Source organism: Streptomyces sp. CMB-StM0423, assembly GCF_002847285.1.
Lineage (GTDB): Bacteria > Actinomycetota > Actinomycetes > Streptomycetales > Streptomycetaceae > Streptomyces.
This window is the reverse complement of sequence record NZ_CP025407.1, coordinates 7,589,094-7,611,112: the sequence shown is the minus strand read 5'-3', so window position 1 is coordinate 7,611,112 and position 22,019 is coordinate 7,589,094. Positions and strand designations below refer to the sequence as shown.

Annotated in this window: 19 protein-coding genes; 15 read left to right on the top strand and 4 right to left on the bottom strand. The window is 74.4% G+C overall.

Annotation, left to right across the window (positions count from 1 at the left end; translation table 11 throughout):
• Positions 1 to 147: 147 nt before the first annotated feature.
• The 4 genes from CXR04_RS33065 to CXR04_RS33050 all read left to right on the top strand — a co-directional run bounded on the left by CXR04_RS33065 (position 148) and on the right by CXR04_RS33050 (position 4,744).
• Positions 148 to 1,674, top strand: coding sequence for a GntP family permease (locus CXR04_RS33065; RefSeq protein WP_101425875.1), 1,527 nt, complete (start codon positions 148 to 150; stop codon positions 1,672 to 1,674).
• Between the two features lie 46 nt (positions 1,675 to 1,720).
• Positions 1,721 to 2,896, top strand: a complete 1,176-nt coding sequence (locus tag CXR04_RS33060) for a CaiB/BaiF CoA transferase family protein (protein ID WP_101425874.1) — start codon at positions 1,721 to 1,723, stop codon at positions 2,894 to 2,896.
• Positions 2,893 to 3,717 (top strand): HpcH/HpaI aldolase/citrate lyase family protein, encoded by an 825-nt coding sequence (locus tag CXR04_RS33055; protein WP_101425873.1) that lies wholly within the window; start codon positions 2,893 to 2,895, stop codon positions 3,715 to 3,717. The genes CXR04_RS33060 and CXR04_RS33055 overlap by 4 nt, the downstream gene beginning before the upstream one ends.
• Positions 3,718 to 3,778: 61 nt before the next feature.
• Positions 3,779 to 4,744: a LysR substrate-binding domain-containing protein gene (locus CXR04_RS33050; RefSeq protein ID WP_101425872.1), complete on the top strand. Its 966-nt coding sequence runs from the start codon at positions 3,779 to 3,781 to the stop codon at positions 4,742 to 4,744.
• Positions 4,745 to 4,779: 35 nt separating this feature from the next.
• On the opposite strand, the gene CXR04_RS33045 is transcribed toward CXR04_RS33050, so the two are convergent.
• Entirely contained in the window at positions 4,780 to 6,393 is a 1,614-nt protein-coding gene (locus CXR04_RS33045; protein ID WP_101426729.1) for a long-chain fatty acid--CoA ligase, read from the bottom strand.
• A gap of 166 nt (positions 6,394 to 6,559) precedes the next feature.
• Between CXR04_RS33045 and CXR04_RS33040 the strand changes: the two genes are divergently transcribed.
• The 6 genes from CXR04_RS33040 (at position 6,560) to CXR04_RS33015 (ending at position 13,339) form a co-directional block, all read left to right on the top strand.
• Positions 6,560 to 7,354: an ABC transporter ATP-binding protein gene (locus CXR04_RS33040; RefSeq protein ID WP_101425871.1), complete on the top strand. Its 795-nt coding sequence runs from the start codon at positions 6,560 to 6,562 to the stop codon at positions 7,352 to 7,354.
• A gap of 10 nt (positions 7,355 to 7,364) precedes the next feature.
• Complete coding sequence (locus tag CXR04_RS33035) at positions 7,365 to 8,039, top strand: ABC transporter ATP-binding protein (protein ID WP_101425870.1); 675 nt, start codon at positions 7,365 to 7,367, stop codon at positions 8,037 to 8,039.
• Between the two features lie 53 nt (positions 8,040 to 8,092).
• Positions 8,093 to 9,349 carry an ABC transporter substrate-binding protein gene (locus CXR04_RS33030; protein ID WP_101425869.1) on the top strand — a complete coding sequence of 419 codons (1,257 nt, stop codon included), beginning with the start codon at positions 8,093 to 8,095 and terminating at the stop codon, positions 9,347 to 9,349.
• Positions 9,350 to 9,420: 71 nt separating this feature from the next.
• Positions 9,421 to 10,290, top strand: a complete 870-nt coding sequence (locus CXR04_RS33025; RefSeq protein WP_101425868.1) for a branched-chain amino acid ABC transporter permease — start codon at positions 9,421 to 9,423, stop codon at positions 10,288 to 10,290.
• Positions 10,287 to 11,342, top strand: a complete 1,056-nt coding sequence (locus CXR04_RS33020) for a branched-chain amino acid ABC transporter permease (RefSeq protein WP_101425867.1) — start codon at positions 10,287 to 10,289, stop codon at positions 11,340 to 11,342. Before CXR04_RS33025 ends, CXR04_RS33020 begins: the two co-directional genes overlap by 4 nt.
• A gap of 14 nt (positions 11,343 to 11,356) precedes the next feature.
• Positions 11,357 to 13,339, top strand: a complete 1,983-nt coding sequence (locus tag CXR04_RS33015; protein ID WP_101425866.1) for a helix-turn-helix domain-containing protein — start codon at positions 11,357 to 11,359, stop codon at positions 13,337 to 13,339.
• Positions 13,340 to 13,358: 19 nt separating this feature from the next.
• Here CXR04_RS33015 and CXR04_RS33010 read toward each other — a convergent pair whose 3' ends face one another.
• A complete protein-coding gene (locus CXR04_RS33010; protein WP_234380613.1) occupies positions 13,359 to 13,784 on the bottom strand; it encodes a nuclear transport factor 2 family protein in 426 nt (141 codons plus the stop codon).
• Positions 13,785 to 13,951: 167 nt separating this feature from the next.
• On the opposite strand from CXR04_RS33010, the gene CXR04_RS33005 reads away from it, so the two are divergent.
• Entirely contained in the window at positions 13,952 to 14,962 is a 1,011-nt protein-coding gene (locus CXR04_RS33005) for a DUF5954 family protein (protein WP_101425864.1), read from the top strand.
• A 28-nt stretch (positions 14,963 to 14,990) separates the two neighbouring features.
• Here the strand turns inward: CXR04_RS33005 and CXR04_RS36270 are convergent, their stop codons facing one another.
• The gene (locus CXR04_RS36270) at positions 14,991 to 16,208 is read right to left on the bottom strand and encodes an MBL fold metallo-hydrolase (protein WP_234380612.1); all 1,218 of its coding nucleotides are present in this window, start codon (positions 16,206 to 16,208) and stop codon (positions 14,991 to 14,993) included.
• Between the two features lie 124 nt (positions 16,209 to 16,332).
• Here CXR04_RS36270 and CXR04_RS32995 point away from each other — a divergent pair, with 124 nt between their 5' ends.
• The 3 genes from CXR04_RS32995 to CXR04_RS32985 all read left to right on the top strand — a co-directional run bounded on the left by CXR04_RS32995 (position 16,333) and on the right by CXR04_RS32985 (position 19,927).
• Positions 16,333 to 17,169 (top strand): helix-turn-helix transcriptional regulator, encoded by an 837-nt coding sequence (locus tag CXR04_RS32995; protein ID WP_101425863.1) that lies wholly within the window; start codon positions 16,333 to 16,335, stop codon positions 17,167 to 17,169.
• Positions 17,170 to 17,289: 120 nt separating this feature from the next.
• Positions 17,290 to 19,383: a S9 family peptidase gene (locus CXR04_RS32990; protein WP_101425862.1), complete on the top strand. Its 2,094-nt coding sequence runs from the start codon at positions 17,290 to 17,292 to the stop codon at positions 19,381 to 19,383.
• Positions 19,384 to 19,462: 79 nt separating this feature from the next.
• A complete protein-coding gene (locus CXR04_RS32985) occupies positions 19,463 to 19,927 on the top strand; it encodes a Rieske (2Fe-2S) protein (RefSeq protein WP_101425861.1) in 465 nt (154 codons plus the stop codon).
• A gap of 128 nt (positions 19,928 to 20,055) precedes the next feature.
• On the opposite strand, the gene CXR04_RS32980 is transcribed toward CXR04_RS32985, so the two are convergent.
• A complete protein-coding gene (locus CXR04_RS32980) occupies positions 20,056 to 20,955 on the bottom strand; it encodes a LysR family transcriptional regulator (protein WP_101425860.1) in 900 nt (299 codons plus the stop codon).
• Between the two features lie 175 nt (positions 20,956 to 21,130).
• Here CXR04_RS32980 and CXR04_RS32975 point away from each other — a divergent pair, with 175 nt between their 5' ends.
• Positions 21,131 to 21,982, top strand: coding sequence for a DMT family transporter (locus CXR04_RS32975; protein WP_442802480.1), 852 nt, complete (start codon positions 21,131 to 21,133; stop codon positions 21,980 to 21,982).
• Positions 21,983 to 22,019: the final 37 nt, after the last annotated feature.

Below are 22,019 nucleotides of genomic sequence, written 5' to 3'. Positions count from 1 at the left end.
ATCCGGATATCGCGGCCGCAATTGCTTCGCGACGGGCCCCAGAAGCCATAACCGCGGCTGATACCCCTATCGCGGATCTCCGCCTTCCGCCCCCGTGACCACCGTGTTTCCATCTCATGCACTCACACCGTGGTGAGAGGAACTCCCTTGACAGCACTGCATACAGCGATAGCCATCCTCGTGGTCATCCTGCTCATTCTGGTACCGAAGGTGGAACCGGTGATCGCCTTGGTCATCGGCTCCCTCTATCTCGGTATCGCGTCCGGCCTCGGCTTCGAAGGCACCATCCACGCGATCGTGGGCGGATTCGGCGACATCATGGCGGAAGTCGGTCTGCTGATCGGCTTCGGCGTACTTCTCGGTTCGCTGCTGAACTCCATGGGATCGCTGCAGAAACTGGTCGAGAAACTGCTGCGCGCCCTCGGTCCTGGAAAGCTCCCCTATGCTCTCGCCGGGGCCCTGAGCGCGGTCTTCCCGTCCATTTACGTGGACGTCCAGCTCGTCCTCGCCGCCCCGCTGGCCAAGTCCGCGGCGCCGCGCATGGGGCGCTACGGGCTGCCGATGATGAGCGGCGCGCTGAGCGCGGGCATCCTCGTCGGCTACGTGTTCGTCGTGCCCGGCCTCGGCACCCTGGCGATCGCCGGGCTGCTGCACGTACCGCTCAGCACGATGCTGGTGTACGGGTTCGTCCTCGGCCCGCTCGCCGCGCTGCTCACCACGTTCCTCTACGGCCGGCTGCTGCGCCACGGCCTCTGGAACGCGGACACCGACGAGGTGCCCGACGCCGAGAACGCGCAGGGCGACCAGGACGAGCGGGACGACCGCGACGCCCCGGCCACCGGCGCGGGCGGCGCGAAGTCCGTACCCCCGCGCGGATCCCGCGGGAACGCCGCGCCCGGCTCCGGCCGCCGCCCGGCAGGCGGCTCCGGTGCGGCCACGACCGCCGAGGCACCGGCCGCGGCCACGTCCGTGGCGGCGGACGCCCCCGAGGCCGACGTGCCCGGAGCCCGCCGGCCGATGCCGCCGCTGTACCTCGCGCTGCTGCCGATCGCCTTCCCGCTGCTGCTCATCGCGACCGGCGCGATCAGCGACGCCGCCGGAGTGAAGTCCGATCTGCTCACCTTCCTCGGCGACCCCGCGTTCGCCCTGTTCGCCGGCCTGGTCGGCGCGTACGCCCTGGCGAAGTGGGTGCTCACCGACGAGCGGGTGGGCGAGGCGATGACCGAGGGCTTCCACAGCACGGGGCAGATCCTGCTCGTCACCGGGGTCGGCGGCTCGCTCGGCGCGGTGATCGGCGAGACCGGGCTCGACGACGTGCTCGCCGACATCTTCTCCGCCGACGCGGGCATGTCCACCGTCGTGACGATCCTGCTGGTCTGGCTGGTCGCGGCGCTCCTGCACCTGGCCATCGGGTCGATCGGCGTCGCCGCCATCGCCGCGGCCGGGATCATCGCCCCGATCATGGGGGAACTCGCCGTACCGCCGGCCGTGCTGGCGCTGGCGATCGGCTCGGGATCGCTCTTCGCCCTCCAGGTGAACAGCAACTTCTTCTGGATGTTCCAGCCGCTGCTCGGGGTGACCACCCGGGGCGCGCTCAAGGCGCTCACCTTCGTCACCGCGCTGGCCTCCGTCGTCTCGCTCGCCCTCGTCATCGCCGTGAGCTTCGTGGTCTGAGGTCCGCCGGCGGTCCCCAGAGAGCAAGCCCGAGAGAAAGAAGCGCATGCAACCCCTCCGCGGAATCACCGTCGTCTCGCTCGAACAGGCCGTCGCCGCGCCGTACGCCACCCGCCAGCTCGCCGACCTCGGCGCCCGCGTGATCAAGGTGGAGCGGCCCGGCAGCGGTGACTTCGCCCGCGCGTACGACAGCCGCGTGCGCGGGCTCAGCTCGCACTTCGTGTGGGCCAACCGCAACAAGGAGTCGCTCACCCTCGACATCAAGGACCCGCGCGGCAGCGACGTGCTGCGCCGGCTGCTCGCGCGCGCCGACGTCTTCGTGCAGAACCTGGCACCCGGCGCGGCCGGGCGCGCCGGGCTCGGCTGGGCGGAGCTGCACGCCGCGCACCCCCGGATGATCGTCTGCGACATCTCCGGGTACGGCGCCCCGGGCCCGTACGCCGCCGCGAAGGCGTACGACCTGATGGTGCAGAGCGAGTCCGGGCTGCTGTCGGTGACCGGGACGGCCGCGGAGATGGCGAAGGTGGGCATCTCGGTGTCCGACATCGCGGCGGGGATGTACGCGTACAGCTCGGTCCTCGCCGCCCTGATCGAGCGCGGCAGGACCGGCGACGGGGCGCACGTCGAGGTGTCGATGCTGGAGGCCACGGTGGAGTGGCTGGGCTTCCCGCTCTACTACGCCTACGACGGCGCCGAGCCGCCGCCGCGGGCGGGCGCGGCGCACGCCACGATCTATCCGTACGGCCCCTTCACCGCCGGGGACGGCAAGGTCGTCATGATGTGCGTCCAGAACGAGCGCGAGTGGGCGGCGTTCTGCGAGCGCTTCCTGCGGCGGCCCGGGCTGGCGGAGCACCCGGACTACGCGGGCAACGCGGCCCGTAACGCGCACCGCGAGGCCCTCGGCGCGCTCATCGCGGCGCGCTTCGCCGAGCTGACCGGCGCCGAGGCCGTCGAGCTGCTGACTGCGGTCCCGGTGGCGCACGCCCGGGTCAACTCGCTCGCCGACGTGTGGCACCACCCGCAGTTGGCGGCCCGCAACCGCTGGCACGAGGTGCAGACCCCGGCGGGTCCGATACCGGCGCTGGCCCCGCCGGGCCCGGTCGACGACGCCCCGCGGATGGATCCCGTGCCCGGGCTCGGCGAGCACACCCGGGACATCCTCGCCGAGGTGGGTCTCGCGGACGACGAGATCGACGAGCTGGCTGCGGGCGGCACCGTATGACCGGGCACGCGGTGGCGCTCAGCGCCGCGGTGAGCTGGCTGTTCGTGCCCGCCACCCGGCCCGACCGGTTCGCGAAGGCCGTCGGCAGCGGGGCCGACGCCGTGATCGTCGACCTGGAGGACGCCGTGGCCGCGGCCGGCAAGGCGGCCGCCCGGGACAGCCTGTCCGCCGGCTGGCCGCGGGACGCCGCCGTGCCGGTGGCGGTGCGGGTCAACGGCCCGCTGACCGCCGAGTTCGCCGACGACCTCGCCGTCTGCCGGGCGCTGTCCCCCGCGGCCGTCGTGCTGCCCAAGGCGGAGTCCGCGGCACAGGTACGGCAGGCCGCGCGGGCGAGCGGCGCCCCCGTACTCCCCCTGATCGAGTCGGCGCGCGGGCTCGTCGGCCTCGACGGCATCGCGGCGGAGCCCGACTGCCTGCGGCTGCTCTTCGGCAGCGTCGACCTCGCTCTCGATCTGGGCGTACGCGACGACCTGGCGCTCGACTCCGCGCGGGCCGACCTGGTCCGCTGGTCGGCCGCGCACGGGCTGCCCGCGCCCGTCGACGGCGTCACCACGGCGGTACGCGACGCGCCGGCCGTGGCCCGCGCCGCCGGCCGCGGCCGGGACTGGGGCTTCGGCGGCAAGCTGTGCATCCACCCGGCGCAGGTGGAGCAGGTGCACGCCGCCTACGCACCCGACGAGGACGAGCTGGCCTGGGCCCGGCGGGTGCTGGCCGCGGGTCACGACGGCGCGGCGGCGGTGGCCGGTGAGATGATCGACCGGCCGGTCGTCGAACGCGCCCGCCGCATCGCCGCGCAGGCCGGGCGGCACACCTCCGCGTAGGCGCCGGGCGGGACACGTCCCGTCGGCGAGGCAACTGTGGGAAGGCGGTGCGGAGAAGCCCGTGGACATCGCTCAACTGCGTGACTTCATCGCCGTCGTCGACGCCGGCAGCCTGTCCCGGGCCACCCGGGCGCTGCACGTCTCCCAGCCCGCGATCAGCCAGCGCATGGCGCAGCTCGAAGCCCATCTCGGGGTCAGGCTCCTGGACCGCGGCCCGCGCGGGGTGCGGCCCACGTCCGCGGGCCGGGCGCTGTACCGGGACGCCCAGCAGTTGGTGCGCCAGTTCGACCGGCTCGCGCAGGACATCGCCGTCAGCCGGCCGCCGGTGCACGGCCCGGTCGCGATCGGGCTGCCGACCACGGTGGCCGCGCCGCTCGCGCCCGCCCTGTTCACCTGGGTACGGGCCCACTACCCCGGCATCCACCTGCAGATGTTCGAGTCCATGAGCGGCTACGTGCACGAACTGCTGCTCGCCGGACGGCTGGACCTGGCCGCCGTCTTCCGCGAGGACGCCGCGCCGCGCCCGGCGGAGCTGCCGCTGTACTCGGAGAGTCTGTATCTGATCGGCCAGCCGGATCCCGCCCCCGCGACGCCCGCCGACGTGCCCCTGACCGACCTGCGGGACGTGCCGCTGGTGACGCCGGGCGCGCGCAGCAACCTGCGGATCCTGGTGGACCGGGCGTTCGCCGCGTACGGAATGGTGCCCGTGAACGTCGGCGACGTGGAGTCGCTCGGCACGCTCATCCGCATCGCGGAGAGCGGCGAGGCGTGCACGATCCTGCCGCGCTCGGTGGTCGCCGGCCACGACCCGCGCCGGCTCGGGGTGCGCCGCATCGTCGCCCCGGCGCTCCGCCGGCACGTCGCCGTACTCACCGCCACGGACCGCTACGAGCCGCGGGACAGCGTCGCGGCAGTCCGCCAGGGCATCGTCGAGGTCACCCGGGAGCTGGCCGCGGCGAACCGCTGGCCGGGCATCCGGCTGGCGGAACGCCCCGAGGCGGCGGACCCGCGGCACGAGGCGCCGTAGCAGCAGGGGGACCGCGCGCCGCGCCCGGCCGGGGCTCAGGACGCGAAGCGGGCGCGCAGCGCCTTCTTGTCGAACTTGCCGGTGCCGGTGCGCGGCACCGCGTCCACGAGTTCGATCCGGTCCGGCAGTTGCCAGCGCGCGAAGCCGCTCCGCTCCAGGTGCGCACGCACCTCGTCCAGAGTCACCGACGCGCCGTCGCGCAGGACCACGCACACCAGCGGCCGTTCCGACCACCTCTCGTCCGGCACCGCGACCACGGCCGCCTCGGTGACGGCGTCCATCGCCATCACCGCCGACTCCATGTCGACCGAGGAGATCCACTCCCCGCCCGACTTCACGAGGTCCTTGGCGCGGTCGGTGATGACGAAGTAGCCGTCGGGCGAGCCGGTCGCGATGTCGCCGGTGACGAACCAGCCGTCCTCGGTGAACTGCCCGCCGCCCTCCTCCCCGAGGTACGCGTCGGCCACCCAGGGCCCGCGCACCAGCAGTTCGCCCATCGACGCGCCGTCCCAGGGCAGCGGGCGCCCGTCCGCGTCGCGGATCTGCGTCTGCACCCCCGGCAGGGGCAGCCCCGCCATGCCGCGGACGGCGTCCGCGAGCCGTTCCTCGTCCCAGCCGCGCATGCGCTCCTTCGGCCAGGCGAAGCTGGCGAGCGGTGACGTCTCCGTCATGCCCCAGATCTGCACCAGCGGGATGCCGAACTCGGTGCGGTAGCGGTCGATGAGCGCGCGCGCCGGCCGCGCCCCGCCGCACAGCAGATGCCGTACGTCCGGCAGGCCGCCGCCGCGGGCGGCCAGGGCGTCCGCCACGGCCATCCACACGGTCGGCACACCTGCGGCGACGGTCACGCGCTCGTCGGCCATCAGCTCCACGAGCGCCGCCTGGTCCAGCGGCCCGCCGAAGAACACCTGCTTGGCGCCGTACGGGGTGGCGGTGTAGGGCAGGCCCCACGCGTTGGCGTGGAACATCGGCACCACCGGGAGCACGGCGTCGCCGGGGCCGATGGACATCGCGGCCCGGGAGGAGCCGGCGAGGGCGTGCAGCATGGTCGAGCGGTGGGTGTAGACCACACCCTTGGGCCGGCCCGTCGTGCCGGAGGTGTAGCAGAGTCCGAGCGGCGACCGCTCGTCGATCTCGCGCGGCTCGTACGTCCCGGGCTGCGCGGCGATGAGCTCCTCGTAGGCCAGGGTGTCAGGCAGCGTGGTGCCGGGCGGTACCCGGTCGGCGAGGACCACCACGTGGTCGACCCCCGCGAGGCCGCCGCGCTCCGCGACCTGCTCCAGCAGCGGCAGCAGGTCGGCGTCCACGAGCACGACCCGGTCGTCGGCGTGCTTGACGATGTAGGCGAGTTCGTCGGCGGACAGCCGTACGTTCAGGGTGTGCAGCACCCGGCCGGTGCAGGGCACGGCCCAGTACGCCTCCAGGTGCCGGTAGCCGTTCCAGGCCAGCGTGGCCACCCTCGCGCCGGGCGGCAGCGCCAGGGCGTCGAGCGCGTGCATGAGCTGCTGCGCCCGGCGCCCGAAGTCCGCGTAGGTGTAGCGGTGCCGGCTGCCGTCCGGGAAGCGGGTGACGACCTCGGTGTCGTGGAAGTAGCGCGGCCCGTGGTCGAACAGCAGCCAACTGTTGAGCGGGATGTCCATCATCGCCATGGCGGACATGTTGACCGGGGTCCGGGACCCGGACCACGGAGGAAGACCACACTCCGGACCGCCTTCTTGTGGAGACCTTCTCTGTAGTCGCGCGTGCCGTCCGCTTCTACGTTCTCCCCGACGCCGACGCCCTGTCGGCACCCACCCCGCGGCATCCGAGGTCGGCATGACGAGCACGACGAGAACGACGAGCGGTGACACCACCGCACTCCCGCGCGCCATCCTGTCCACCCGTGGCCTGACGAAGGCGTTCCAGGGCTTCCGCGCCGTCGACGACGTGGACCTGGACGTCATGGAAGGCACCGTCCACGCCCTTGTCGGCCCCAACGGGGCCGGGAAGACCACCCTGTTCAACTTGCTGACCGGCTTCCTGCCGCCGTCGGCGGGGCGGATCGAGCTGGCGGATCAGGACATCACAGGGCTGCCGCCGGAGCGGGTGGCACGTCTCGGCGTGGCCCGCTCCTTCCAGGTCACCAGCCTCTTCCCCGGCGTGACGGCACGCGCGCATCTGGAGCTCGCGCTGCAGGCGGGCACCGACCTGGGCCGCCGGTTCTGGCGGTCGGACAAGCTGCTGGCGCAGTTCACCGGGCGCGCGCGGGAACTGCTGGACCAGGTCGGCCTGGCGGAGCGGGCCGAGTCGCCGGCGGGCAGCCTGCCGTACGGGCAGAAGCGCGCGCTGGAACTGGCGCTCGCCCTCGCCCTCGACCCCCGGGTGCTGCTGCTCGACGAGCCCACGGCCGGCATGGGTCTGGAGGACGTCGACCGCACCGTCACCCTGGTGGACCGCATCCGCGCCGGCCGCACCGTGGTGCTGGTCGAGCACAACATGAGCGTCGTCGGCTCACTGGCCGACACCGTCACGGTGCTGCAGCGCGGCCGGGTGCTCGTCGAGGGCCCGTACCGCACCGTCCGCTCCGACCTGCGGGTCGTCGAGGCGTACCTGGGGGCCGGCGTTGCTTGAGGTGCGGGGCGTGACCGCCCACTACGACGAGGCCGAGGTGCTGCGCGACGTGTCGCTGACGGTCGGCGCCGGCGAGGTCGTGACCCTCGTGGGCCGCAACGGAGCCGGGAAGACCACGCTGCTGCGATGCGTGATGGGCCTGCACCGGCGCGCCACAGGGACGATCCTTCTGGCGGGCCGGGACCTGGGCGCGGTGCCGCCGCACCGCAGGGCCCGCCGCGGCCTCGGATACGTCCCCGACGACCGCGGCATCTACGCGGGTCTCAGCGTCGAGGAGAACCTGACCCTGCCCCCGGCCACGGCGGATTCGGCCTGGCCACTGGCGCGCGTCTACGAGGAGTTCCCGGCGCTCGCCGAGCGCCGCCGCAGCGCAGGCGGCAAGCTCTCCGGCGGCGAGCAGCAGATGCTCGCCCTCGCGCGGGTACTGCGCACCGGCGCCGGGGTACTGCTGTGTGACGAGCCGACCGAGGGGCTGGCGCCGATCGTCGTCGAGCGCATCGGCGAGATCCTGCGCGAGGCCAAGCGGCACGGCACCGCGGTGCTGCTGGTGGAGCAGAACCTGCGCTTCGCCACCACCGTCGCCGACCGCCACTACCTGCTGGACCGCGGCCGGATCGCGGAGTCGCTGGCCAACGACGACGTGCGCGAGCGCGAGCACGAACTCCTGGACTACCTGGGCCTGTAGCCCGGCCAGCGCAGGGGCCCTCACGGCAACGTCGACCACTTCAAGGAGGAAGCATGGGACACCCATGGTCGAAAGCCGCGGTCGCCACGACCACGGTGGTGGCGGTATCGCTGCTGGCGGGTTGCGGCGGCGGCGGACCGGGGTCTGGCGGCGGGAAGATCAGCGACGGCGGGATCACCCTGGGCGTGCTCACGGACCTCTCCGGCGTGTACGCGGAGCTGGCCGGCGAGGACGCGGTCACAGCGGTGGAGATGGCCGTGGCGGACTTCGAGAAGAAGCACGGCGGCGACGCGGTCACCGACGACATCGAGGTCATCTCGGCGGACCACCAGAACAAGCCGGACGTCGCCAACACCCAGGCGCGGGACATGTACGACCGGGAGAAGGCCGACGCCGTCTTCGACGTGCCGACGTCGTCCGCGGCGCTCGCCGTGGCGAACGTCGCCGCGCAGTCGAAGAAGCTCTACTTCAACATCGGCGCCGCGACCACGGAACTGGCCGGCGAATCCTGCAACCCGTACACGTACGCCTGGGCCTACGACACCTACATGCTGGCGAACGGGACCGGCACCGAGGTGACGAAGCAGGGCGGCGAGAGCTGGTACCTCATCTATCCGGACTACGCCTTCGGCCAGGACATGGAGAAGCAGTTCAGCAGCGCCATCGAGGCGGCAGGCGGTGAGGTGGTGGGCAAGGACCCGACACCGTTCCCCAACGACAACTTCTCCACCTTCCTGCTCAAGGCGTCCGCGAAGAAGCCCACCCCGGCCGTGCTCGGCACGCTCCAGGCGGGCGGTGACCTGGTCAACGTCGTCAAGCAGTACCAGCAGTTCAAGCTCAAGGACAAGGACATCCAGCTCGCCATCGGCCTGATGTTCGACACCGACATCAAGGCGATCGGGCAGGACAAGCTCGCCGGGACGATGTTCACCTCCCCCTGGTTCTGGAACGTCGACGAGGAGTCGAGGAAGTGGGCCGAGCGGTTCAGGGAGAAGGCGGGCACGTGGCCGACGTTCGACCACGCCGCCAACTACTCCGCCGCGACGCATTACCTCGAAGCCGTCCAGCGGGCCGGGACCGATGACCCGGAAGAGGTCAACAAGGAACTGGAGGGCATGACGTTCGACGACTTCTTCGCCCGCAACGCCGAGGTGCGCGCGGCCGACCACCGCGTCGTGCACGACGCCTATCTGGCCCGGGTCAAGGACCCCGCCGACAGCGAGACCGAAGGCGACTTCACCGAGAAGGTGGAGACCATCCCCGCCGCCGAGGCGTTCGGCCCGGCCTCACCCGACTGCTCGATGAACTGACCGGCGCACCCACGGCCGTGGCCCGCGGAACTCCCGCCGCGGGCCGCGGCGGACGGACGGACGGGACCACGATGACCTCCTTCCTGCAACAGGCGTTCAACGGCCTGGTCTCCGGCGGCTTCTACGCGCTGCTCGCCCTCGGCCTCGCCGTCATCTTCGGCATGCTCCACGTCGTCAACTTCGCGCACGGCGCGGTCTACATGCTCGGCGCGTTCGGCGCAGTGGCCCTGCAGGACTCCGCGGGTCTCGGGTTCTGGTGGGCGCTGCTGCTGGTGCCGCTCGCCGCCGCGCTGGCGGGCATGCTGCTGGAGCGGCTGCTCGTCCACCGGCTCGCCGCCCTCGACCCGCTCTACAACTTCCTGCTCACCTTCGGCATCGCACTGGTCTGCCAGGACCTGCTGCGCATGAAGTACGGCGCCCAGTCCACCCCGTACGACGAGGGCCCCTTCCCGGGCACCGTCGACCTCGGGCTCTTCGGCTACCCCGCGTACCAGGTCTTCGTTCTCGGCGCCGCGGCCGTCGTCTGCCTCGCCGTCTGGCTGCTGCTGACCCGCACCCGCGTCGGCACGGTGGTGCGCGCCGCCACCGAACGGCCGGAGCTGACCCGGGCGCTGGGCATCGACACCGCCCGCTGGGTCATGCCCGTGTTCGGCTTCGGCGTCGCGCTCGCCGCGCTGGCCGGGGTGCTCGCCGCGCCGATGCGCGCGGTCAACTCGGGCATGGGCGCGGACCTGATCATCGTCGTCTTCGCGGTCGTCGTCATCGGCGGCCTCGGCTCCATCCCCGGCGCGGTGTTCGCCGGCTTCGCCATCGGGATGCTCCAGGCCCTCGGCAACCTCTACGTCCCCGTCCTCTCGCAGACGTCGGTCTTCCTGCTGATGGCCGTGGTGCTGCTGGTCCGGCCGGCCGGACTCTTCGGCAAGGAGGAACACGCCATATGATCCTCGCCCTGCTCGACCGGCTCGGCAGCAGGCCCGCCTGGCTGCGCTGGGGGCTGCTGACCGCCGGCCTCGTGTCCGTCCTCGGACTGCCGTGGGTCCTCTATCCCCCGGTGGCCGCCGACATCCTCTGCTGGGGCCTGTTCGCCGTCGCGTTCGACCTGCTGCTGGGGCACGCCGGGCTGCTGTCCTTCGGCCACGCCGCGTTCTGGGGCACCTCGGCGTACACCACCGGGCTCATCGCCATCCACGCCGGCGTGCCGTTCCCGCTGGCGGTGGCCGGCGGCGCGGTGGCCGCCGCGGTTATCGCCGTGCCCATCGGGCTGCTCGCGGTCCGCCGCAGCGGCATCTACTTCGCCATGGTCACCCTCGCCTTCGCGCAGATGATCTACTTCATCGCCAACCAGTGGGGCGACCTCACGGGCGGCGAGAACGGGCTGCAGGGCATCCCGCGCGAACTGGGCGGCCTCGACCTGTCGGACTCCTTCGTCTACTACTACGCGGCGCTGCCCCTGGTCCTCGCCGGCCTGGCCGCCGCCTGGCGCATCGTGCACTCGCCGTTCGGCCGCGTCGTCGCCGCGGTACGGGACAACCCGGCCCGCGCCCGGGCGCTCGGCTACTCCGTCGACCGCTACAAGGTGGTCGTCTTCACCGTCTCCGCATTCCTCTCCGGGCTCGCCGGCGGACTGTACGCCGTCAACCACGGGTTCGCCTCGCTGCAGGAGGTGTACTGGACGACCTCGGGGAAGGTCGTCGTGATGACGGTGCTCGGCGGCATCGGCACCCTGTGGGGCAGCCTGCTGGGGGCGGCGGCGATCGTACGGCTGGAGGACTGGCTGTCGACCTCCGGGTTCGACGAGGTCGGGATCGTCACCGGCAGCCTGTTCATCCTCGTCGTCCTCCTGTTCCGCCGCGGCATCTGGGGCACCGTGGCGCACCTGCTCCGGCCCCGCGGCGACACCGCGAGCATGCGGTCCGCCGACTCCGGGAACGGTACGGTGCGTGACCCCGCCGCCGGCGACCGGCCGGAGCGCTCCCTGGTAAGGGAGCCGTGAGGGAGGAGGCCGCGATGGGCACGGACCTGCCCACCACCGCCCACGCCGCAGGCACGGCAGGAATGGCGGCCGAGCGCCTGCTGCGGCTCCTGCGCGACGGCGCGTCCAGGCGGGAGTACGAGGAACTGCTCGCCGGCGCGCAGGGCGAGACCGCGGCGGCGCTGCGCCCCCTGGTCGACGACGCGCTGGCGGTGCGCGCGCAGTTGGAGGAGCGCCGCCGGCGCGAGGCGGAGCTGGCCGCACTGTACGAGACGGCGGGCGACCTGTCCTCGCTGCGCGACCTGGAGGCCGTGCTGCAGGCGATCGTCCGCCGCGTACGCCAGCTCATCGGCACCGACGCCGCGTACCTCATGCTCAACGACGACGACCGCGGCGACACGTACATGCGCGTCACCGACGGCATCCGTACCGACTCCTTCAAGCAGGTGCGGCTCGCGATGGGGGCGGGGCTCGGCGGCCTCGTCGCCAAGACGGGCGTGCCGTACCACACCCCCGACTACCTCAACGACCCGCGCTTCGACCACACCATCGACGACGCCGTGGGCGGCGAAGGGGTCACGGCGATCCAGGGCGTGCCCCTGTCCCTGGGCGACCGGGTCATCGGGGTGCTCTTCGCCGCCAACCGCAGGGCCCGCCCCTTCTCGCAGGCCGAGGTGGCGCTGCTGGTGTCCCTCGCCAACCACGCGGCCATCGCCATCGAGAACGCCACCCTCTTCCAGGACGTGCGCCGCACCGTCGACGAGCTGACCGAGGCCAACGCGGTCATCCAGGCGCACAGCCGGTCCATCGAGCGGGCCGCGGCCCTGCACGAGCGGCTGACCACGATCGTCCTGGACGGCGGCGGCCTCGCCGACGTGGCCGACACCCTGGCAGAAGTGCTCGGCGGCGGCCTCCTGGTCCTCGATCCGCGCGGCCGCACCATGGCGGCGGCCGGCACCGACCCGGTGGTCGAGCAGGCCCGCGCCGAGGGCGCGCTGCCCGACACCTGTCCGGCGGCGCGGGCCGTACGCGAGGCGCGCGTGCTGAGCACCGACGCGCGCAGGACGCGCCGGGTGCCGGCCGCGGACGGCGGCGGTGCCGCCTGCGCCACGCCCGTGGTGGCCGGCGGCGAGGTGCAGGGCGTCCTGCTGCTGCTCTGCCGCCGCATCGGCGCCGACGACGTACGGCTGCTGGAGCGGGCGGCGATGGTCACCGCGCTGCTGCTGCTCGGGGAACGGACGGTGGCTGAGGCGGAGCACCGGCTGCGCGGCGAGTTCCTCGACGACCTGCTGTCGTCCCCCCACCGCGACCCGGAAGGGCTGCACCGCAGGGCCGCGCTGATGGGCATCGCCCACGGCCGTCCGCACACCGTGCTCACCGCCCGCTCGCGGGACGGCGCGTCCCGCCGGCGGATCGCGGACGCGGCGGCCCCCTACGCGGCCCGCCACGGCGGCCTGGCCGGGGAGCACCACGGCGACGTCGTGGTGCTGCTGTCGGGCGACACGGACCCGGGGGCGCAGGCCCGTGCCCTCGCCGAGCACCTGCGGCGCACCCTGGACGCGGCGGTGACCGTCGGCGCCGCGGCGGCGTCCGCCGGGCTTGAGGCCATAGTGGAGGCCCACCCGGACGCGGTGCGCTGCCTGGACGTGCTGCTCGCCCTGGACCGCGACGGCGAGGGCGCCTCCCCCGAAGAACTCGGCGTCTACGGCCTGCTGTTCCACCAGACCGGCCGCGACGAGCTGCGCCGCTTCGTACGCCGCACGCTCGGCCCGGTGCTCGACTACGACGAGCGCCGCAGCGGCGACCTGGCCCGTACCATGACGACCTACTTCGCCTGCGACGCCAACCTCACCCGCACCGCCGCCGCCCTCTACGTCCACGTCAACACTCTCTACCAGCGCATCGACCGCATCACCTCGCTGCTCGGCCCGCAGTGGCGGCACGGTGACCACAGGCTGCAGACGCACCTGGCGGTGAAGGTGCACGCCATACTCTCCGCCTCGGCGGAACCCGGCTGAGGCGGCCCGGCCGGCTCCCTCACGACAGCAGCCCGCGGTTCCCGTCACCCCACAGGGCGGTCATGACGATCCCGTGGATCCGCCAGCCGCCCGCGGTGCGCACGAGGTCGAAGCGGTAGGTGCCGCCCAGCGTCCACAGCGAGCCGCCGTACGCCTCCGCCCTGCGGTGCGTCGCCTGGAAGGAAGCGGTGCACACGGCAGAGGCGCCGGTGACGGTGACGAGGTGGTTGCCGAGCAGGTGCTGGGTGGTCTCGTACGCGCCGAACAGCTCCCGCCAGCCGTCGGCGATCTGGCCGGGGGTCATGACGGCGGGCTCGCCGCCGTTGAGGCTGGTGTAGTCGAGGGTGACGCTGTCGGCGAAGACGCCGGCCAGGCGGTCCCAGTCACGCTGGTCGGCGTACCAGGCCATACGGGTGCAGGTGTCGATGACATCCAGTCGGTCCATGCCGACGATCATGGCCGCGCCGCGGCGCCGCGGGCCGCCGGACTCGCTGCGCGGGAGGGTGCAGCCTCGTGCAGGGCGCGCGAAGCCTACAGCCCGGCCGCGCTCCTTGGGGGCCGCCCGGGCGAAAGCCGTCACTCTGTGGTGACCGTTGGGGCACACTGAGGTACATGCCCGACAACGCCGACCGCGAGCCCCGGCGGGTGACCATCCGCCTCCCCGATCCGGACGACCCGGTCGCCCGCGTCACCGAAACGGACGCCGCCCAGTACGCGATGCGCTACCCGTACATGGTGGTACGCGGCCCGCTGTTCGGCGTCGCCGAGCAGCGCCCCGGCGACGCGCCGGGCTGGCGGCTGTGCTCCGACATGGACTCCGGCATGCCGCAGGACGCCCGCGACGCGCTCAACTCGCAGTTGTGGTTCACCGCCCGGGACAAGGTCCGCGACCGCGAGCAGCGCCGCCGGCTGCTGGACGCGGTGGCGGTGCTGGAGCGGGAGCCGGTCGACGAGGTCAGGGTCGGCGACGTCCGCCACCGCATCGTGCGCGCCGACGAGTTCACCCGCACCGACGGCCGGCGCCCCGAGCCGCCGCGCCCGACGGACCCGGACTCGGACGGGTGGGAGGACGAGGACGTCCCCTCGCGCACCGAGGGCTTCGTCATCGACCCCCGCGCCGCGACCGGCCCGGCGGAAGCGCTGCTGCGGATGGCGCTGAAGGAGTACGCGTACTCGTCCCCCCGCTTTCCCCGCCAGGTGCTCGACGACTCCGCGGCGGCCGTCGTCTCCCACCCGGACGTGGTCATGCTCCCCCCGGCGTTCCGGGTGCTGGAGCAGCACGAGAAGTCGTGGGAGATGGTCGGCTGCCAGCACGCCACACCGCAGCAGGCGCGGCGCCTGCTGGCCGACTTCCTCACCAACGAGCACGGCTTTCCCCCGCCGATCGGCCCGCCCAAGGCGGACGCGGCGGCCTGCCGGCGGGCCGCGGACGCCTACCGCCGGCGCCGCCGGGGCAACGAAGTCGAGGTGTGCGGGCGGAAGTTCGTGATCGTGCGGGTGGAGCGGACGATGCGTATCGGAGCCGAAGGTCCGGAGACCCCGCGCCCTTCGGACGTGGACGACTACGGGCCGAGCCAGATCCATCCGACCATGGACGCGGACGGCACCGTCACCCCCAACTGAAGGCAGCCAGGCGGCGGCCCGCACGCCGTCAGCCCAGGGGCACGAAGGGCCGGTTCAGGTGCGCCGTGGCGAGCACCGCGCCGCGCTCGCGGGCCCGTTCCAGCAGCCGGCGCCGGGTGCGGCGGGCCAGGCCGGGGTCTTCTTCGAAGAAGTACCGTACGGCCGGATCGGCGAGCTGCACCGCGTGGACGAGGACGTCGCCGGCGATGACGATCTGCCGGCGGCCGCCGTCCACGACCACCGACTGGTGCCCGGGGGTGTGTCCCGGCGTCGGTACGAGCGTCACGGCGCCGCCGCGGCCGCCGGCCAGCCGGGTGCCGCCGTCGACGACGTGGAGCCGCCCGGCGGCGCGCAGCGGGTCGACGGCGTACCTCACCGCGGCGTCGCCCGGGGCGAGGGCGGCGAGTTCCGCGGCCTGGACGACGTAGCGGGCGCGGGGGAAGGCGGGGCGGCCGTCGGGGGTGACGGACCAGCCGTAGTGGTCCTCGTGCAGGTGGCTGAGGACGACGGCGTCCACGTCGCCGGGCGCGATGCCGGCGGCGGCCAGCCGCCCGGGCAGCAGCCCCGGCACCGGCGCCCAGCTCGCGGCGGGGCTGCCGGCCGGGCCGACGCCGGAGTCGACGAGGACGACCCGGCCGCCGGGCCGACGCACGGCGAAGCAGCGGAAGTCCAGCTCCCAGGCGTCGCCGGGCCCGAACGCCCGTGGGTCGACGCGCCGCGCGTCGGCCCACGCGCCGGCGGAGGCGCCGGGGAAGGCGTCCGTACGGGACAGGGGGAACGTCCCATGCGCGTCGAGCAGCGCCACCACCTCGAACCGCCCGGCCCGGCACACGGCCACCCCGGCGACCTCCGCCCGGGCGGGCGCCGCACCGGACGCCTCCGCGCGGGACCACCCCGGCTCGGACGCCGCCGGGCCGTCGGCCGCGGCGTCGGACCTCGCGGAACCGGCGGCCGGGCCGTCCGCCGGCAGGCGGCGCGACCGGGGCGCGGCCGCAGCCGCCGCTCCGGCCGCCGACGCGGCGACCGCCCCCGCGGCCACCGCCCCCACCCCCCGCAGCAACCGCCGGCGCCCCCACTCGCCGACGGCGGCCGCTCCTGCCCGCGGGCCCCCCGCCCCGCGGGTCACGTCGCCGGTCGGGTCCCCCGCGCCGCCGGCCGCCTCGCCGCCCGGCACGGGCCTTTCCCCACCGGCCCCCGCGTCCACTCCGTCCCCCGGTCCCGCGCCCCCGTCGTACGTCCGTCGCATCTCCGCTCCCCTCTCCGCCGGCCGCCCCGCGGGCCCCGGATGGCAGCAACCCTCGCGCCCATCGCCCCGCCCGCGCTTGTAAGTTCGTGCGCGATCCCCGTCCCCGTGTGCAAGGCTCAAGGGCATGGCCGTGATCCGGTCCCCGCTCCTCACCGCCGACGACCTCTGCGTCGCCGACGTGCGCTGCGACGATCCGCCCGCCGGGTGGACGCCCCTGCGCGCCGCGGACGTCTTCGGGCTCGTCCTCGTCCGCGACGGTGTCGTACGGGCGTGGGTGGACGGGGTGGAGCAGACGATGGACCCGGCGTCGGTGTACGTCGAACGGCTCGGCAGCGAGCAGCAGTTCGCGCATCCGCGCGGCGCCGACCGGTACACGGAACTCGTGCCCTCGGAGCCGCTGCTCGCCTCGCTGCTGGGCGGCGATCCCGCCGTACCCGAGGGCCTGGTGTTCACCACACCGGCGATGGCCCTGCGGCACCGCCTGCTGTGCGCGGCCGCGGGCCGCGGACCCGGGGACGCCTTCGGCGCCGCCGAGTCGGCCGTCGCCCTGACCGCGGCGGCGCTCGCGCAGCTCGACGCGCGCCGGGTGGCGAGCGGCGCTCCGGCCACGGCTGCGGCCCGGCGGCGGCTCGCCGACGGCGCCCGTGAGGCGCTGGCCGCCGACCCCCGGCTGGGGCTGCTCGCCCTCGCCGCGGAGCTGGGCTGCTCGCCGCACCACCTGAGCCGGGTGTTCCGGGCGGTGACCGGCGCCACGCTGAGCCGCTACCGCAACCGGCTGCGCGCCGCGCGGGCGCTGGAGTGCCTGGCCGCGGGCGAGCGCGACCTCGGCGGCCTCGCGGCCGCACTCGGCTTCGCCGACCAGGCGCACATGACGCACGTCGTACGCGCCGAATCCGGACTCCCCCCGGGCCGGCTCCGCACCCTCCTCGCACCCGCCGCCGCCCCGCCGCGGGGGGCGTGAACGCCGCGCGGCCGGCACTGCCGTCCGCTCCCGCGGGCGCCCGTCGGACCCACTGTGAAGTGCGGCCGCAAAGGGCAACCCCCCTGGTGGTGGCGGCCGATCTATGGGCATGGTCTCGGCATGAACGCAAACCCCACGCCCGAGTTCCCCCGCCACCTCGCCCGCACCCGCAAATTCACCCTCGGCCTGCCGCACGGTGTGACCGTCTCGCCGGACGGCGAGCGGGTGCTGTTCCTGCGCACCGGGAGCGGCACGGATGCCGTGGCGCGGCTGTGGCTGTACGAGGGGGGTGCGGAGCGGGAGTTGGCGGATCCGGGCGGGCTGGTGCCGGGCGGGGCGGAGCCCGCGGCGGAGCGGGTGCGGCGGGAGCGGGCGCGGACGCGGACGTCGGGGGTCACCTCGTACACCACGGACGCCGCCGTGCGGCTCGCGGTGTTCGCCCTGGGCGGCGAGCTGTGGGCGGTACGGACCGAGGGATCGGCGCCGTTCCGGGTGCCGGCCGCCGGGCCCGCCGTCGACCCGCGCCTCTCCCCCGACGGCACGCACGTCGCGTACGTCACCGGTGGCGCGCTGCACGTCGCCGCCGTCGCGGACGGCACCGGCCGGCTGCTCGCGGCGCCGGAGGGGCCGGACGTGACGTACGGGCTGCCCGAGCACGTCGCCGCCGAGTCGATGCACCGCGACCGCGGCCACTGGTGGGCCCCGGACGGCGGCGCGCTGCTCGTCGCGCGCGTGGACGAGTCAGGGGTGCGGCGCTGGCACCTCGCCGACCCCGCGGACCCGGCGGCCGAGCCGCGCACCATGCGCTACCCCGTCGCCGGCACGGCCAACGCGGACGTCTCGCTGCACGTGGTCACGCTCGACGGCCACCGTACGGAGGTGCGGTGGGACCGGGCGGCGTACGAGTATCTGGCCACCGTCCGCTGGGACGCCCACGGCCCGCTCCTCGGCGTGCAGAGCCGCGACCAGCGCACCCTGCTCACGCTCGCCGCCGACCCGGGCACGGGCGACACCCGCGTGCTCGCCGGGACACGCGACGCGCACTGGACCCGGCTGGTGCCGGGGACGCCGGCCAGGACCGCGTCCGGCGCGCTGCTCCAAGTCGGGAACGACACCGCCACGGACACGTACCGCCTCCTGCGCGACGGCGAGCCCGTCTCGCCCGCCGGGCTCCAGGTGCGCGCGGTGCTGGGGGTCGCGGGCGAGCGGGTGCTGTTCACGGCGGCCGAGGACCCGGCGGAGCGGCACGTGTGGTCGTACGAACCGGGGCCGGGCTGCGCGCCGCTGACCGAGGAGCAAGGGCACCACACGGCGGCCGCGGGCGGCGGGACGACGGTGCTGGAGAGCGTGACGCCCGCCGGTCCCGCGACGCGGGTGCTGGCCGCGGGCCGCCCGGCCGCGGCGCTGGCCTCCCGCGCCGAGGAGCCGGAGATCCGGCCCCGCCCGCAGCGCCTCGACGGGCCGGACGGGCTGCGCAGCAACTTGTTCCTGCCGTCGTGGCACAGCCCCGGCGACGGCCCGCTGCCGGTGCTGTGCGACCCGTACGGCGGGCCGGGGCTGCGGCTGGCGGTGCCGGCGCGCGGGTGGTGGACGCTGGTCTCGCAGTGGTTCGCGGAGCAGGGCTTCGCGGTGCTGGTCACCGACGGGCGGGCCACGCCCGGCGCGCCGTCGTGGGAGCGGATGAACACCGGGGACAAGCGGGACAAGGCCGTCGCGGACCAGGTGCGGGGGCTGCAGGCGGCGGCGGCCGGCAATCCGGACCTCGACCTGGACCGGGTCGGCATCCGCGGCTGGTCGTTCGGCGGCTTCCTCGCCGCGGCGGCGGTCCTCACCCGGCCCGACGTCTTCCACGCCGCCATCGCGGGCGCGCCCGTCACCGACGCCCGGCTGTACGACACGCACTACCAGGAGCGCTTCCTCGGCCACCCCGAGAAGTACCCCGAGCACTACGACCGTTCGTCGCTCGTGGGGCTCGGCGACCGGCTGCGCCGGCCCCTGCTCTTCGTCCACGGCCTGGCGGACGACAACGTCGTCGCGGCCCACACCCTGCGGCTGTCCGGTGAGCTGCTGGCCGCGGGCAAGCCGCACAGCGTCCTTCCGGTCCCCGGCGCGTCGCACATGATCTCCGACGCCGCGATCGCCGAGAATCTCCTCTGGTTCGAGCTGGCGTTCCTGCGGCGGGAGCTGAACGCCGACCCCCCGGCGTACGTATGACGGGCCTGAGGCACACGAACAGATCGCCGGGCCCGCCGGCCCAAGGCGGGCGACCGGCGCACCAGGAAAGGGCCCCACCATGACGCAATCCCCCAACCCGGCCCGGCTCACCGCCCGCCGCACCGTCGTGGCCGCCGTCGGCGCCGGCGGCCTCGCCGCCGCGCTCGCCGCCTGCGGCGACGACCCGGGCGACGGCGGCGGTTCGGGCGACTCCGGCAGCACGGAGGTGCGGCCGCAGGAAGGCGGCGACGACGGCGGCGCGCAGCTCGGCACCACGAGCGAGGTGCCCGAGGGCGGCGGCAAGATCTTCAAGGACCAGAAGGTGGTCGTGACGCAGCCGGAGCCGGGCGCGTTCAAGGCGTTCTCTGCGGTCTGCACGCACCAGGGCTGCCTGGTCAGCAGCGTCGAGGACGGCACGATCAACTGCGCGTGTCACGGCAGCAAGTTCGCCATCACGGACGGCAGCGTCGCGCAGGGCCCGGCCCTGGAGCCGCTGCCGGCGGAGGACGTACGGGTCGACGGGGACGTCCTCCGCCAGGGCTGACGGCGCACGGAGCAGATGGCGGGGGCGAGGGCAGGACGTACGGGGACGGGCGGCCGCGGGTGGGGCGGCCACCGGTCCCGGCGCCCCGGCCCGCGGCGCCACGGCTCCCGGCGCCGCGCGGGCCGCGCTCAGAGGGCGCGGCCCGCCGCCTGCAGGGCGCGTACGGCCTCCCTGATGGACGGCCGGCGGTCGGCGTCGGCGCGCCAGATCGCGTAGATGTGCCGCCGCATCGCGCCGCGTACGGGCAGGATGCGTACGCCCGCGGGCACCGCCCCGCGGCCCAGCCGCGGCGCGACGGCCACGCCGAGCCCGGCGGCGATGAGCGCGAGCTGCGTGTGGTGCTCCTCCGCGGTGTGGGCGATGTGCGGTTCGATGCCCTTGGCGCGCAGGGTGAACACCAGCCAGTCGTGGCAGAACTCGCTCTCCGGCCAGGAGATCCAGTCGTCGGCCCCGAAGTCCTCCAGGACCACGTCCGCGCGGTCCGCGAGCGGGTGCCCCTCGGGCACGGCGACGTCCGCGAGGTCGTCGAGCAGCGGCGCCCGGGACAGCCCCGGCGGCAGCGGGAGGGGTTTGTTGTACCAGTCCAGGACGACGCCGAGGTCGTGGTCGCCGCGCGTGACGCCGGGCACCGTCTCGTCCGGCTCCTGCTCCCGCAGCCGTACGCGCAGCTCGGGATGGTCGCGGCGCAGCGCCGCGAGCGCGGCGGGGAACAGCCCGCGGGCGGCGGTCGGGAACGCCGCGAGGCTCAGCTCCCCGACGGGCCGCCCGCGGTGCGCCTCCAGCTCGGACTGCGCGGCCTCGACCTGCGAGAGGATCAGGGTGGCGTGCTCGGCGAGCAGCCGGCCGGCGTCGGTGAGGCGGATGCCGCGGCCGTTCTTGGCGAGCAACTGCTGCCCGGTCTCCCGCTCCAGCTTGGCGAGTTGCTGGGAGACGGCGGAGGTCGTGATGTGCAGCCCGCCGGCCGCCGCGCTCACGGATCCGTGCCGGGCGACGGCCGCGAGGGTGCGCAGGCGCTCCAGATTCAACATGTAAGTGATGCTACGAGATAGGGGCCATAAAGTCTCGCTTGTGCTACGAGGAACCCGTGGCTCACCGTAGCTCCATGACCAGGGCACCGGCAGCAGCCACGGACACCGGCACAGCCACTCCCCGGCCGCCGCATCCCGGCGGCCCCTCCTCGACTGGCGCGTCCGTTTCACCGCCCTGTCGGTCGTCTGGGGCTTCAGCTTCCTGCTCATCAAGGTCGGCACCGACGGCTTCGCTCCGCTGCAAGTGACGCTCGGCCGGATGGCCTTCGGCTCCGCCGTCCTCGTCGCCGCGCTCGCGATACGCCGGGAGCGGCTGCCGCGCGGCGCCCGCACGTGGGGACATATCGCGGTGGCCGCCTTCTTCATCAACGCACTGCCCTTCTCCCTCTTCGCCTACGCCGAGCTGCACATCAGCTCCTCGCTCGCCGGGATCTGCAACGCCACCTCGCCGCTGTGGGCGATGCTGCTCGCCCTCGTCGCACTGCGGGAGGACCGGCCGACGCGCCGCCGGGTCGCGGGGCTCGGGCTCGGGTTCGCCGGGGTGCTGACCGTCCTCGGCGCATGGCGGGGCTTCACCGGCCAGGACCCGCTGGGCACCGTGCTCGCGCTGCTCGCCGCCGCCAGCTACGCCGTCGGCTGGATCTACGTCCGCCGTACGCTCGCCGGCCTCGGGCACTCCCACCTGTCGGTCGCCGGCACGCAACTGCTCCTCGGCACCGCCCAGTTGGCCGTGGCCACCGCGCTGTTCACCTCGGTGCCGACCGCGCTCCCGGCCGGGCCGCTGCTGGCGGTCGTCACGCTGGGGGTGCTGGGCACGGGGCTCGCGGTGCTCGTGCAGCACGGGCTGGTGGCGGACGTGGGGCCGACGACGGCGCACACGGTCACGTACGTCATCCCCGTCATCGCCACCGCGGCCGGGGTGGCGCTGCTCGGCGAGGAGCTGACGTGGAACACGCCGGTGGGCGCGGCGGTGGTGCTAGCGGGCGCGGCGCTCTCGCGCAGCCGCCCGCGGGAGGAGCGGACGTGACGGCCTGAGCGTTCTCCGTACGGGGTTCCGTACGCCC

Coding starts and splice junctions, on each gene's coding strand:
- CXR04_RS33055 (WP_101425873.1), top strand. CDS start 2,893: ATGACCGGGCACGCGGTGGCGCTCAGCGCCGCGGTGAGCTGGCTGTTC.
- CXR04_RS33045 (WP_101426729.1), bottom strand. CDS start 6,393: ATGGCGATGATGGACATCCCGCTCAACAGTTGGCTGCTGTTCGACCAC.
- CXR04_RS33040 (WP_101425871.1), top strand. CDS start 6,560: ATGACGAGCACGACGAGAACGACGAGCGGTGACACCACCGCACTCCCG.
- CXR04_RS33020 (WP_101425867.1), top strand. CDS start 10,287: ATGATCCTCGCCCTGCTCGACCGGCTCGGCAGCAGGCCCGCCTGGCTG.
- CXR04_RS33005 (WP_101425864.1), top strand. CDS start 13,952: ATGCCCGACAACGCCGACCGCGAGCCCCGGCGGGTGACCATCCGCCTC.
- CXR04_RS33025 (WP_101425868.1), top strand. CDS start 9,421: ATGACCTCCTTCCTGCAACAGGCGTTCAACGGCCTGGTCTCCGGCGGC.
- CXR04_RS32985 (WP_101425861.1), top strand. CDS start 19,463: ATGACGCAATCCCCCAACCCGGCCCGGCTCACCGCCCGCCGCACCGTC.
- CXR04_RS33030 (WP_101425869.1), top strand. CDS start 8,093: ATGGGACACCCATGGTCGAAAGCCGCGGTCGCCACGACCACGGTGGTG.
- CXR04_RS33015 (WP_101425866.1), top strand. CDS start 11,357: ATGGGCACGGACCTGCCCACCACCGCCCACGCCGCAGGCACGGCAGGA.
- CXR04_RS33060 (WP_101425874.1), top strand. CDS start 1,721: ATGCAACCCCTCCGCGGAATCACCGTCGTCTCGCTCGAACAGGCCGTC.
- CXR04_RS36270 (WP_234380612.1), bottom strand. CDS start 16,208: ATGCGACGGACGTACGACGGGGGCGCGGGACCGGGGGACGGAGTGGAC.
- CXR04_RS32980 (WP_101425860.1), bottom strand. CDS start 20,955: ATGTTGAATCTGGAGCGCCTGCGCACCCTCGCGGCCGTCGCCCGGCAC.
- CXR04_RS32995 (WP_101425863.1), top strand. CDS start 16,333: ATGGCCGTGATCCGGTCCCCGCTCCTCACCGCCGACGACCTCTGCGTC.
- CXR04_RS32990 (WP_101425862.1), top strand. CDS start 17,290: ATGAACGCAAACCCCACGCCCGAGTTCCCCCGCCACCTCGCCCGCACC.
- CXR04_RS33010 (WP_234380613.1), bottom strand. CDS start 13,784: ATGGACCGACTGGATGTCATCGACACCTGCACCCGTATGGCCTGGTAC.